The sequence below is a fragment of the Aquirufa salirivi genome, from assembly GCF_045310485.1.
GTDB classification, from domain to species: Bacteria; Bacteroidota; Bacteroidia; order Cytophagales; family Spirosomataceae; genus Aquirufa; species Aquirufa salirivi.
This window is the reverse complement of record NZ_JBEWZH010000004.1, coordinates 248,301-261,975: the sequence shown is the minus strand read 5'-3', so window position 1 is coordinate 261,975 and position 13,675 is coordinate 248,301. Positions and strand designations below refer to the sequence as shown.

Sequence of the window (13,675 nt, the reverse complement as noted above, 5' to 3'; positions counted from 1 at the left end):
CGGCGTTCGCCACCGTCACGATTTCCTTCGTAAGGCTTGCGGTCTGTATCATTTCTTGGTCCTGAATAGGGTCTTCTTTCTCCGTCACCAGATGGGCGACGAGTATCTCCTGAATCTCTTCTTGGGCCTGAGAATGAACGGCGTTCGCCACCGTCACGATTTCCTTCGTAAGGCTTGCGGTCTGTATCATTTCTTGGTCCTGAATAGGGTCTTCTTTCTCCGTCACCAGATGGGCGACGAGTATCTCCTGAATCTCTTCTTGGGCCAGAGAATGAACGACGTTCGCCACTATCACGATTTCCTTCGTAAGGTTTGCGGTCTGAATCACTTCTTGGTCCTGAATAAGGTCTTCTTTCTCCGTCACCAGATTGGCGACGAGTATCTCCTGAATCTCTTCTTGGGCCAGAGAATGAACGACGTTCGCCACCTTCACGATTTCCTTCGTAAGGTTTACGGTCTGAATCACTTCTTGGTCCTGAATAAGGTCTTCTTTCTCCGTCACCAGATGGGCGACGCGAATCTCCTGAATCTCTTCTTGGGCCAGAAAAACTTCTTGGGCTATCTGAACGTGGTCCTGAATAGGAACGTCCTTCTGAATTGGAACGAGGACCTGCATAAGGTGCTCTTTCTCCGCCTCTACTTGAACGGCGGTCGTCCGAAGACTTGGGGGTTGAATCTGAACGACGGCCGTCGTTCTTATCAATTCTTTTTCTCATAATACTAAATTTGCAACATCACTGCTGTAAGAAGCAAGACGCTTTTGTCTTGTAATTATTTCGATTTTCGAAATTTATACAAAGGTACACGAAATAAATGAGCTTAGCTTGTTACATTTGAATTTCTTTTACACTCCATGAAATACGCCAAACCGAAGTCAACATTACGCTTGATCATCAATTCCTTCTTAGGAATCAGTTTTGCGCTATGCCTTTTAGCATGCCAAGGAGATGAATTTAAGCTCAAAAAAGCGCTTAATTCATTTGATAAAGGGGAATATGAATTGGTCATTCAACAATTAAAACCTTTAGCTGAGAAAGGGTATCAATTAGACCAAACCAGTTATTTTATTGCAGAATCCTATCGTTTATCCAATCGAATTTCCTCAGCTTTACCCTATTATCAAACTGCTTTAGCGAAAGGGAATACCGATAATACCATTCGTTTCAATTTAGCCTTTGCTGCCAAGGCAACAGGAAATTATGCGTTAGCCAAATCTGCACTTAGTGATTTTCTCCAAAACAAACCGAGTAAATCATTAAAACTTAAGGCAGAAATTGAATTAGAAAATCTTCCTCAAGTAAGTGAATTACAGAAAAAAACGAGTCCTGTTGGAGTTCAGGCTGTTCAAGGTAATACACCTATGGCGGAATTCTCTGCCAGAAAACTGGGGGATGAATTAATTATAACGAGTTCTCGAAAACAAAGTATTTATAAGAACAATGGACTTCCATACTTGGGATTATATAAAGCATCCTTAAAAAGTCCTGTAGAAATAGGGGCATTGAACTTGTTCAGTCCGATGATTGATAAGGAAAATGCAAATGAGGGAACACCTGCCTTTTCCAAAGATGGTAATACGGTGGTTTTTGCTCGAGGAAATACAGGTAAAAACAAAGATTTATCCCCAGATGTAGACCTCTACATCAGTCGTAGAAATGGCAATGATTGGTCATTACCAGAAAGATTAGCCATTTCGGATTCCATTGCTTGGGATGGCAGCCCAGCATTTTCATCAGATGGGAAAACCCTATATTTTAGCTCCAATCGAAGAGGCGGTAAAGGGGGATTGGATATTTACCGTTCACCCATGGATAACTCAGGTAGATTTGGTAGACCCATCAATTTAGGCTCCGCGATTAACACCCCAGGTGATGAAATTTTCCCTTTTGTGAGTGAAGATGGTAAATTATATTTTTCATCGGATGGACATCCAAGTTTAGGGGGACTTGATTTATTTGTTGCTTCACGGAATGAAAACGACATTATCATTGAGCATTTAGGTGTCCCTATGAATTCCATTTCTGATGATTTTGGCATTAGTTTAGTTGATTCCTTATCAGGGTATTTTAGCTCCAATCGAACTGGAGGGAAAGGAGATGATGATATATATTATTTTAAGTCTCCAGCTAGCAATCCTGAAAGATGGTGGACCAATGAGGCTCCGCCAGTAGTAGCTGCTACTGAAAATAAAATCGTTCAATACTTTTTGCAAACAGAAATCATAGATCCAAGCGGTAAATCTATTGATTCCGTCAAGGTCAGCATACGCAGAAATGGACAAAGTGTTGATCCTGGATATAGCAACAAAAAAGGACGTTTAGAAATTATGGATTTGGGAGAAAATGACCAAATCGACTTTGTCTGTGAAAAAGAAGACTATTTAACCAAAAGGTCTTCATTCTCCATGGAAGGAAGAGAAATCCCAGCAAGGTTATTAAAGAAGGAACTCACCGACACGACTTTTGTTTGGCAAATCGTCATGGACAAAGCAGAAGTGGGTAAAGAAATTACTCAGTTGTATCAAATCAACCCGATTTACTACAATTTAGATCGTTCAGAAATCAGAAATGATGCTTCAGAAGAATTAGAAAAAATTGTACAATTCTTACGAGACAATACCAATGTTTCCATTGAATTAGGATCTCATACTGACTCTCGAGGTAGCGTTCCATATAACCAAAAGCTATCGCAACGAAGAGCAGAGTCCGCAGTTCGATACATTGTACAACGTGGCATTGACCCCAAAAGAATCAAAGCCAAAGGATACGGAGAAAGTCAATTAGTTAATGAATGTGCAGATGGAGTAGAGTGTAATGAAGAAATGCACCAACAAAATAGAAGAACAGAATTCAAAATTACAGAAATTAAAGCGGAGTAATATGTCGAATTACCTATTGAAAAATGCTAAAATTGTCAATGAAGGTCAGATTGTAGAAGGGGATATACGCATTTCTAATGGCCGAATTGACAAAATTGCTAGTACGATCAGTCCTCAAGGAAATGAGCAAATCATGGATTTAACTGGGAAACATGTTTTTCCAGGAATGATCGATGATCAAGTACATTTTAGAGAGCCTGGCCTAACCCACAAGGCACATATTGCCAGTGAAGCTAGAGCAGCTGTAGCAGGAGGCGTTACCAGTTTCATGGAAATGCCGAATACCGTCCCAAATGCCTTATCTCAAGAGATATTAGCAGATAAATATACCATTGCGCAAAGGTCGTCCCTGGCAAATTATTCCTTTTTCATGGGGGCGGGAAATGATAATTTGGAAGAAGTTTTAAAAACAAATAAACAGCAGGTCTGCGGTATAAAAATCTTCATGGGTTCATCCACAGGCAACATGTTGGTGGATAATAGCCTCACGTTGGAAAATATCTTTTCTAAGAGTGAACTATTGATTGCCACACATTGTGAAGATGAGGCAACCGTAAAATCACGCACACAATTATTTCGGGAAAAGTACCCAGACGAAGCTCCTGCTTTTATACATCCTTTAATTAGAAATGAGGAGGCGTGTTATTTATCTTCATCTATGGCCGTCGATTTAGCCAAAAAATGGAATACTCGCCTGCATATTCTTCATATAAGTACAGAAGAAGAATTGGCTTTATTTGAAACAGGGAAACCTTCCAAAGATAAGCGGATCACTTCCGAAGTTTGTGTACATCACCTTTGGTTTGATGCTTCGGACTATGAAAAGCTCGATAACCAAATTAAATGTAATCCAGCAATTAAAGATTCCAGACATAAAAATGCGCTTAGAAAAGCATTACAAACTGGAAGTTTGGACATCATCGCAACAGATCATGCTCCACATACGTGGGAGGAAAAACAACAAGGTTATTGGAAGTCGCCTTCAGGATTACCTTTAGTTCAACATCCATTATTGATGCTTTTTGACTTAGAAAAAGAAGGAGTACTCTCACTTGAGCAAATTGCTGAAAAAACAGCTCATACGGTGGCTGAAATTTTTCAAATTCAAGATAGAGGATTTATCCGTGAAGGATATTGGGCTGATTTAGCTATTGTCGATTTCAATACTCCACAAAAAGTGGAAAAGTCTAATCTACATTACCAATGTAATTGGTCTCCTATGGAAGGCCATACGTTTGGTGCCAGCATTGCCCATACTTTTGTATCTGGACATTTAGCCTATTCACAAGGAAAATTCAATGAAAGTCAATTAGGGAAACGTCTACTTTTTGACCGTATTTAAAACATATCGTCGAAAAAGACTCTAAAATAAAAGCCCAAAGACTGGTTATAGGTTTTAACGGATGAAGCCGTGATATTAATAAAACCCGTTTGATAAGTAAAACCTGCGGCAACAAAACGCTTTGCAACGATTCCTATACCAAATTTTAATCCAGCGTCAATACGACGAAAATCACTAGAAAAACTCTCACTAGAATTAGTGATCGTAATGAAACTATTGGGTTTATTGGGATTGATAATCTTGTTTTCAACTAAGGTATTATCCCAAAGCCCTACTCCCAAATAAGGTCCACCCCATATAGAAATATTGTTCGAAAATTCAGAAACTTTCCCTAAGGTTAATTCAAAATTGGGATTTAAATCTAAGTAATTTAAGGTTATCGTTCTTTCTGAATATGTGGAATCGGAATAAGTGATTTTCCCATGATGGCCACGTTGGGCCAAATTAATTTCAGGGTTAAAACTCCAATGTTTATTTATGGGAAATTGTAGTCCAAATCCAACTTCAATAGACGGTTTAAATAAATAAACCTCCCCATTGGAAACATCTCCATTAAATCGGACAGATTTCATGGACAAATGAAATATTTTTTTTGGTTTGTCTCCTTGTGCCACAAGCATGTGGGTTAAAGTTAAAAACAAGATTGAAAAAAGATAAATTTTAGAGCGCATGAGATAGCTTAGAGAATTATTCATCAATTTTGCAGACATTAAGGCAATTGAAACGAACAAAATTTTAATTTAATACACAAATGTCGACACTTCTTCCCTATTTTTCAAATATAGGTTTTGAAGCTGGCCTAGATGAGGCTGGTCGAGGTTGTTTAGCGGGCCCGGTAGTTGCAGCTGCCGTTATTTTACCCTTAGATTTTCATCATCCTTATTTGAATGATTCCAAGCAATTGAGTGCAAGACAAAGAGAACAATTAAAAAAAGAGATAGAAAGTGTCGCTATTGACTTTGCTATAGCAGAAGTGGATGCGCCGACTATCGATAAAATCAATATTTATAAAGCAAGCGTTTTTGCCATGCATCAAGCTGTAGATCAATTAAAACAACGTCCAGATCATTTATTAGTCGACGGAAATCGGTTTATCAGCTACCCATTAATCCCCCATACCTGCATTGTAAAAGGCGATTCTAAGTTTTTCTCTATAGCGGCGGCTTCCATATTAGCCAAAACCTATCGAGATGAATTAATGGAAAAAATGGCTTTAGAATACCCTGAATATGGTTGGGAGCGAAATGCTGGTTATCCTACCATGCAACATAGAAAAGCCATACTTACTCATGGCCCATGTTACTTACATCGAAAAACCTTTCGAGTGCAAATCAAATAATTTATAGTATTTTCGATATTCAAATCCGCTAACAATTTGAGAACGAAACTTTTATTGAAATTTTTTTCGGCGATTTTTCTATTTTTTGTCACATCCCATTCAAATCATGGACAAGGTGAATTATATCCGATAGAAAGAAGAAAAGCCATTTTGAATTTTGCCAATCAATTTAGTGCTCAAAAGGACAGCTTATACCTCAAAGTTCAAAAACTAGCTGCAGAAAAGGGTATTGCCACTTCCGCAAAAATGGGGAAGAGATCCATCTACCTTCAGAGTATCAATCCCAATGGAAGACCAATTTACAAAGGAGTATTTTCCAATAAAGTGGCTTCCATGGCAACTAAAACGAATCAATTTTATACTGGAGGATCATTAGGTCTCAATTTAACAGGTAAATCAGACAGTTTATATGGCAAATTAGCCATATGGGACGAGCAAACCGTACGATTAAGCCATCAAGAATTAACCGGTAGAGTTTTAGCTCAAGAAAAGACCATCACTTTTGGTGAACATTCGACCCACGTTGGGGGTACCATGATAGCCTCAGGCATTTTTAATCCAGAAGCCCGAGGAATGGCTTTTGAAGCGACATTAAAATCATGGGATTTTCAGAATGATGATGCCAAAATCAGTGCCGCATCCCCCAGCCTACTTATCAGTAATCATTCCTATGGTGCCGTAGCTGGATGGAGTTTTGATTCAGATGTAAATAAATACCGCTGGTTTGGTGATGATAAAATGAGTGTATCTGAGGATTATGTATTTGGATTTTATGACGATGATGCTCAATCGAAAGATAAAATTGCCTTTAATTCTCCTTATTATTTGATGGTGGGTGCCACAGGCAATAGTGCTGATGAAAATGGCCCTCCGGCGGGTCAATATTACCTGATTGGAAACACCAAAGACTCTTCTAATGTGCTCAGAGCCACAAATACAGGGTTTAATACGGTAGCAAGTCCAGCAACCGCTAAAAACATGCTATCCGTGGGTGCTGCCGAGCCCCTAGCCTCTCCACCTGTTAAACCTAGTGATGTTACCGTCGCCAGCTTTTCTAGTCGGGGTCCAACAGACGACGGGCGTATAAAACCTGAAATCATTGGAATTGGAAAAGATCTATTCTCCACAGGTTTTCTTAGCAATACTGATTATGAACGAATGAGTGGTACCTCCATGGCTACACCCCAAGTTTCAGGATCTTTATTTTTATTGCAGCAACTCTACCAACAGTTGAATAAAAAATTCATGTGGGCCTCTACCTTACGAGGTTTAGTCACTCACACGGCATTTGATGTAGGTCAGGCAGGTCCAGATTATACGAGTGGATGGGGATTGTTGGATTTGGAAAAAGCGGGAAAATTGCTTCAAAACAAAGATAACTCCTATCTACTTTCAGAGGAAACCCTTGCCAATGGGGCTACTAAAAAGATGGATTTGATTGCCTCTGGGAAAGGCCAGCTTCATGTCTCTATTGCTTGGACAGATCCCGCTTATGAAGGGAGTAATGGAAAAGTATTACCTATCATACCTTCTAGTCTAAACTCCCGAATCCCCATGCTGGTGAATGACTTGGATATTCGATTGCAGTCAGCAGATGGTCAATTATTGCCTTTTATATTAGATCCAGATAATCCCTCTAAAGCTGCCGTAGCAGGGGATAATATCCGGGATAATATTGAGCAGATATTGGTTAATCATGTTGTACCCGGTAAGTCCTACAGTTTGACCGTATCACATAAAGGCATATTAAAAAACACCAAGCAAGATTATGCTTTATTAATTTCTGGCATGGGTGGTAAAGCCTATTGTGCAATAACGGCTCAAAACAAAAGTAATGCCTTAGAAAAATTCACATTGGGAACTTACAGCAATAGTGTTTCTTCCAGTCAAGATTTTACACAAAATACAATTCCTGTTGAAATTGGCTCAAAAATTCCGATTGATTTGAAATTCAGTACTTCTCAGTCCAAACAAACCAAGGTTTTTGTGGATTGGAACCAAGATGGCGACTTTGAAGATACGGGGGAAATGATTTTGGATAGCGGTATACTTACAGCAACATCCTTTTCAGGAAATGCCACAAATTTTCCCGCTACAGAAACGGGTCAATATTTCCGAATGAGGGTGGTTACTGAATTAGGCAACAGTGCTACATTAGCCGCTTCTTGTGGAAATATCAGTAGCGGAGAAAGTGAAGAATATGTTTTACTCACAGCCAATGCTTCCAATGACCTTAGTGCCTTATCCATAGCCTCTCCTACGGGGAGCTTTTGTGCTTCGTCCACCAGCAGCAGCTTTCATATTGTTATGAAAAACCAAGGTTTGAAAAATCAGGTCAATGTGCCTTATGAATTGAAAATTCTTCAAAATGGCATTCAAATAAGTAAATTTACCGGGACCATAGCCGAAGTCAATTCTGGTAAAGAAGTAGAAGAAACCATTACAGGGGACTTCAACTTACAAGCTGGTCAAACTTATACTTTTGAATTAAGTACCTTATTGACTTCTGACCAAAATACCTCGAATAACACGTATACAATTAATAAAACCATTGAAAACCCTAGCCCACCTATTGTTAGTGGAATACAATGTGCAGGATTAAGCGAATTGACATTATCTGCCACTTCGGGAACTCCACTTTGGTATACTAGTGACAATACCTTGGTCGGTTCAGGATCGAACATCAAGGTGCCAGCAAATAGACAATATGTAGCTTCATATAATGATTTCAGCGGAGGCCTTGGACCAAAAACAAAATTAGAATTTGGAGGAGGAACCTATTACACTACATTTGGCCCAACGGTTATTGTAGAAGCTAAGGTGCCCATTGTATTTGAAAGTGCCCGAATTTATGTAGGAACCCCTGGTAAAATTACTTTTGATGTCATAGATAAAGAAACAGGTAATGTGGTATCAACAATAACTAAAACTGTAAAAGCAACTAGAACAATTAGTGGTGTTGGAATTACAGGACAGCTAGTGGACGATAAAAAAGATGAGGGCGTACTTGTTACGCTGAACTTACAAATCCCAAGTGCAGGTACCTATTATTTAAGTCAAACCTGCCTAGATGGGGCTTCTATTTATCGCAGTAATCGAAGTAAAACCGATACGATAAATGCTCCGGAGAATATTGGATTCCCGTATTCGATTCCTAATATCCTTACCATACCTGGCGCTTTATTCAATAATGGGATCATTACTTCGGGATATTACTATTTCTATGACATGAAATTTAAATCTCTGGGATGTCCCAGTCCTAGGGCCAACGTGGTGGTAAGTGTCAAAGATACTCCCTTAGCCTCAATCAGTCCATTTGGAGACTTGACCGTTTGTCAAGGAGCTAGTGTCTCCATCCAAGGAAAAGCATCAGATAACACACTCATACAATGGTTTTTAAATGGCAAGGCAATCGATGGTGCTACCAATCTACAATACAAAGCTTTGACCAAGGGGAAATATGAAATGGTAGCAAGTTATAATGGTTCTTGCCCAGCCACGGCACCTGGCTTGACCATCAATATAGGAACAATCCCTACTCCAACCGTTTCTTACGCTACAGGTATATTACAAGCTCCAGCCAATGCCAGCGTCTATCAATGGTTTTATGGCATCACAGCCATCACAGGGGCCAATCAAGCCAGTTATATTCCTGTTCAATCAGGGGCTTACCAAGTAAAAATAACGGATGTAAATGGTTGTTTAGCAGTATCTGATTATATCAACGTCGTCATATTAGCCACCAAAAAAGAAAATCCTTACCCGCAATTAACCCTATTTCCTAATCCTACTAAAGAGTATATTCAAATAGGTATACCTGATCAATCAATGCGGGATGAATACCATATTGAAATTTGGGATTTACAAGGCAAAATGGTACTTGAAAAAGTTATAGGTTCTTCTGCCTTTTCTGGCAACAATATGAGCCTTGATGTGAGAAGTTTACCTTCAGGTTCTTATGTATTGAGAATGGCCGATTTTCCTAGTCAAGCACCTGTAAAATTCATTAAATACTAAGGCTTGATTTGAACGACTGTTCGACCAACGTGATTACCTGCTCGAATCTTGGCCAAATAAGCAGGGGCTTCTACTAATATTATTGTGCGAGAAATCGCATCCAAAGGAATATTCCACTCCTTGGCTAATTTATCCCAAATTTCTTGTTTCTTTTCTAATGGAGAATCCGCCGAATAGATGCCCAGCAAATTGGCTCCCCTTAAAATAAATGGATAAATCTGTACGGGTAAGTCAACACTGGAAGCCATACCACAAGCAGAAACAGCAGCCCCAAAATGTAAACTCTTGATGATCTTAGCCAACACATCTCCGCCAAGCACATCAATGGCTCCTGCAAATTGCATGGGATATAGTGCTCGAGGTTTTTCGGATAAAAATTCTTCTCTATCAATGATTCGATCAACCCCCATTTGCTTCAAAAATTCATATTGGTCCATTTTTCCCGTTATAGCCGCTACTTGAAATCCAAGATGTTTAAGTAATAATATAGAAATTAACCCTACTCCGCCAGTGGCTCCAGTTACCACTATTTCACCTTGGCTTGGCCGAACTCCATGATGCCATAAAGCTGCAAGAGCCATCCCAGCCGTTAAACCAGCCGTTCCCCATTGCATGGCTTTGTGAGCAGACATTCCATGAGGTATTGGGATTATCCAATTGGCTGGCACTGCTATAAATTCAGCTAAGCCTCCATGGGTATTCATACCTAAATCAAAACCAGTAACGATGACTTCCTGTCCAATGGCAAATGATTGACTTGGGTCTATAACGACCTTCCCTACCGCGTCAATCCCTGGAATATGAGGAAAATCTCTGGTGATGCCTTTATGGCCATTGGCAGATAAAGCATCTTTGTAATTGAGGGACGAATAGCTGACTTGAACAAGCACCCTATCAGTAGCTAAAGTAGAAAAAGGAACAGACTGAAGCTTCGTTTCAAAATGCCCATCGGGCTTTTCAGTAGTCCATAATGCGTTAAAAAAATCCATGAAGCCTATTTTTTAACCCAGACAAAAATCATGCGGGTCGAGTTCTTTTCATCAAAAGAACCTAATTTATAATCTCCAAGCAAATCCACCAAATGTAGGCCGGATTGGGCAGCATAGGCAATAAAATCATTTTTTGATATCAACTCTACTCGCTCCTCAAAATGATAGACTTCACCCTGATCTTCAAAATCAATGGATTTATATAAGTATCCATCGGATTCCCAACGTCTTATCTGAAAATGAATGCCTCCTCTTACCAAGCTTTCCTCCTCAATCAAATGAGCCATCACATAGCTTGGATTGAAAAAATCCAAGACAAAAACTCCATCTATTTTCAAGACATCCCCAAGCACCTTGAATGCTTGCTGATTCTCTTCCCGAGAATCAAAATATCCAAAGCTGGTAAAGAAATTAAAGATGGCATCATACTGCCATTCCACCGGTAAATCATTTCTGACATCATGAACAAAAAACGAAAGTCTGTCAGTAGAAAATGCTTGCGCTTGTTCAATATTGGACGGAGATAAATCAAAAGCTTTAACATCCAATCCTAAATCATGAAGGGTAATGGCATGTCGGCCTTTTCCACAAGCAACATCTAGGACTTGAGCACCTGCTGGTAGTCTTAGTTTTGTTTGTAATGAACTAATAAATGCCGCAGCCTCCACCTCGTCACGTTGGGCGTACAGAATATGATAATATGGGGAATCAAACCAGGTACTAAACCACTCCTTCACTTGCATCCTTCCTATTTCCTCGATTTGGGGTTTTGTAAAAAATCTTGATAAGCTAATTGGATACCATCAAACAACTCTACTTCATGTTTCCATCCTAATTGATGTAATTTGGAAACATCCATCAGTTTTCTTGGGGTTCCATCAGGTCTGGACGTATCCCAATGAATTGACCCCTCATAACCTGTAATTTTTTTAACGATCTCTGCTAATTCCAAAATACTGACATCTACTCCTGTTCCTATATTGACAAATTCTGACTCATTGTAATTTTCCATGAGGTACAAACAAGCCTTGGCTAGATCATCTGCATATAAAAATTCTCTTTTCGGTGACCCTGTCCCCCAAAGTGTCATAGAAGCATCCTCACGTTCTTTCGCTTCATGAAATTTCCGGATCATGGCAGGTAAAACATGAGAGTTCTCTAAATCATAATTGTCATTCATGCCATATAAATTGGTGGGCATGACGGAAATAAATTGACAGCCGTATTGAGCACGGTAGGCCTCACACATCTTAATGCCTGCTATTTTAGCTATGGCGTATGGTTCGTTGGTCGGCTCTAAAAAACCACTCAATAAATATGATTCTTTCAATGGTTGTGGGGCCATTTTGGGATAAATACAAGAAGAACCCAAAAACATTAGTTTCTTAACTTGATGAACAAAAGAAGCATGAATAACATGATTTTGAATAGCTAGGTTTTCATACAGAAAATCAGCCCGATAGGTATTATTAGCTACAATCCCACCAACTTTAGCGGCAGCCAAAAAAACATAATCAGGCTTTTCTTGAGCAAAAAAGGTATCTACTGCCGCTTGATTCCTCAAATCTAATTCGGCAGAAGTACGCAGAATTAAATTGGAATAACCTTGTGAGAGTAACTGCCTAAGGATGGATGATCCCACCATTCCTCGATGCCCCGCAACGTATATTTTAGCTTCTTTTTCCAATGAATTCAATTTTTGTTTAATAAATGCAGCATAAGAGTGTAAAAATACATAAAAGCAGGTTCTAATTATTTAAATTCTTAATTTGCGAAATAATTTTGCTGTGCTTTCGTTCCACCTCACATGACTAAATCGTTCCTAACATTGGGCTTGAGTTTATTAGTACTTGGATATTTTCCAAGTCAAGGGCAAAATAATGTCTTGCAGACTAGTAAAAAACCTACCATTGATAGCAGTCAAAAAAATAAAAAAACCCTTCAGCGTATCTCCGATCTAGGTGGTAAAACCAAAGACGAAAGTGCTAATTGGAAAAAAGAAAGTAAGGCGATTTTATCTGAATTAGGGATAGAAAACATTGGTTCAAAACTGAAAAATAACTCCAAAAAGAAGAAAGTTGAGATTAAAGATGAATACTTGGGTATCAAAACCGAACGACGAATAGGTGCCTACGGAAGTGGAAATAGAGCGACCGTAGAAGAACTAAATGTTGTAAAATACGTAGAAGATGAGGCGGTAAGTCCCTATAACCAAGAAATATGGTGGTATGATCCTGCACAATCTAGGGTAGTAAATTCCCCCATCAAAGACAGTAAAAATGCTCAAATTTGCCATGGTCCTTACCGGAAATTTATCCATGAAAATTTAGTGGAAGAAGGCAGTTTTTATATGGGAGTCAAAGATGGCCGTTGGGAAAATTATGGTCAAGAGTTTGAACTAGAGAACAAACAGTATTATAAAAAAGGCTTTCCAGCAGAGTCCATCATTTCTTATTATGATAAAGAGCAAAAAAAGATAAAAGAAGTTATCCCCAAAGTATATGGTAAAATTGCGGGACAGTTTTTGTCTTTTTATCCCAATGGACTCCTAAAAGAAGAAGGTAAGCTAGATGACAGTGTTAAGGTAGGTCGATGGAGAGAATATCATGAAAAAGGGAGTGGTGGAAGATTAAAAAAAGAATGGCGTTATGGAAAGGATAAATTTGATAACTTTGCCCCAGTACTAGTGCAAGAGAGGGATAATCAAGCTAAAATTATCTTTCAAAGTACTCAGAAATTTGATTGATGAAACAGCTAGGTTTTACTTTATTGGCTTTTGCCTTCTTGATGGTAGCTACGGTATATTCGCAGCTGAATTCCATCACGGCAGTGTCAACTATACCCGTTTCAAAAACCAGCCTGAAGACAGATAATTTAGAATCCAAAATGTTCATGGCCCTTTGGGTAGAACTTTGCGAAGAGGAAGAAGAGGGAGAAGAAGTGAGCAACGCACAGCATGATTTATCTCTTTTCTCCACACAGGACAATTCAAAATTCATATTTTTTTCGGAATCCATACAAGATCCCCATGCTTTTCAGCCTTTTAGGCTAAGAAATCCGCATTTACAAAGTTTTTCCCCTCCTCCTGATACACGTGGATAATCTCTATT

10 protein-coding genes and 1 pseudogene are annotated in these 13,675 nt (G+C 39.1%); 6 read left to right on the top strand and 5 right to left on the bottom strand.

Annotated elements, in window-relative coordinates; genetic code table 11:
* Positions 1-716, bottom strand: a pseudogene (locus tag U0R11_RS07290) (hypothetical protein); the annotation flags it as partial.
* A 137-nt stretch (positions 717-853) separates the two neighbouring features.
* On the opposite strand from U0R11_RS07290, the gene U0R11_RS07285 reads away from it, so the two are divergent.
* Complete coding sequence (locus tag U0R11_RS07285) at positions 854-2,878, top strand: OmpA family protein (RefSeq protein WP_406750961.1); 2,025 nt, start codon at positions 854-856, stop codon at positions 2,876-2,878.
* A gap of 1 nt (position 2,879) precedes the next feature.
* The gene (locus U0R11_RS07280) at positions 2,880-4,220 is read left to right on the top strand and encodes a dihydroorotase (protein WP_406750959.1); all 1,341 of its coding nucleotides are present in this window, start codon (positions 2,880-2,882) and stop codon (positions 4,218-4,220) included.
* On the opposite strand, the gene U0R11_RS07275 is transcribed toward U0R11_RS07280, so the two are convergent.
* The gene (locus tag U0R11_RS07275; RefSeq protein ID WP_166373824.1) at positions 4,217-4,840 is read right to left on the bottom strand and encodes a porin family protein; all 624 of its coding nucleotides are present in this window, start codon (positions 4,838-4,840) and stop codon (positions 4,217-4,219) included. The two genes, U0R11_RS07280 and U0R11_RS07275, sit on opposite strands and share 4 nt — an antisense overlap.
* A 131-nt stretch (positions 4,841-4,971) precedes the next feature.
* Between U0R11_RS07275 and U0R11_RS07270 the strand changes: the two genes are divergently transcribed.
* Entirely contained in the window at positions 4,972-5,559 is a 588-nt protein-coding gene (locus tag U0R11_RS07270) for a ribonuclease HII (protein ID WP_406750957.1), read from the top strand.
* Between the two features lie 36 nt (positions 5,560-5,595).
* Complete coding sequence (locus U0R11_RS07265; protein WP_406750956.1) at positions 5,596-9,576, top strand: S8 family serine peptidase; 3,981 nt, start codon at positions 5,596-5,598, stop codon at positions 9,574-9,576.
* Here the strand turns inward: U0R11_RS07265 and U0R11_RS07260 are convergent.
* From U0R11_RS07260 to fcl, 3 genes are read right to left on the bottom strand one after another with little or no spacing between them, the layout of a single operon-like run.
* Positions 9,573-10,565: a YhdH/YhfP family quinone oxidoreductase gene (locus tag U0R11_RS07260; protein WP_406750954.1), complete on the bottom strand. Its 993-nt coding sequence runs from the start codon at positions 10,563-10,565 to the stop codon at positions 9,573-9,575. The genes U0R11_RS07265 and U0R11_RS07260 overlap by 4 nt on opposite strands.
* A 5-nt stretch (positions 10,566-10,570) precedes the next feature.
* Positions 10,571-11,308 (bottom strand): SAM-dependent methyltransferase, encoded by a 738-nt coding sequence (locus tag U0R11_RS07255; RefSeq protein ID WP_406750953.1) that lies wholly within the window; start codon positions 11,306-11,308, stop codon positions 10,571-10,573.
* Between the two features lie 5 nt (positions 11,309-11,313).
* Positions 11,314-12,252, bottom strand: a complete 939-nt coding sequence (fcl, locus tag U0R11_RS07250) for a GDP-L-fucose synthase (RefSeq protein ID WP_406750951.1) — start codon at positions 12,250-12,252, stop codon at positions 11,314-11,316.
* A gap of 120 nt (positions 12,253-12,372) precedes the next feature.
* Here fcl and U0R11_RS07245 point away from each other — a divergent pair, with 120 nt between their 5' ends.
* Both U0R11_RS07245 and U0R11_RS07240 read left to right on the top strand, forming a co-directional pair.
* Positions 12,373-13,311, top strand: coding sequence for a toxin-antitoxin system YwqK family antitoxin (locus U0R11_RS07245; RefSeq protein ID WP_406750949.1), 939 nt, complete (start codon positions 12,373-12,375; stop codon positions 13,309-13,311).
* Complete coding sequence (locus U0R11_RS07240; protein WP_406750947.1) at positions 13,311-13,667, top strand: hypothetical protein; 357 nt, start codon at positions 13,311-13,313, stop codon at positions 13,665-13,667. Before U0R11_RS07245 ends, U0R11_RS07240 begins: the two co-directional genes overlap by 1 nt.
* Positions 13,668-13,675 lie beyond the last annotated feature (8 nt).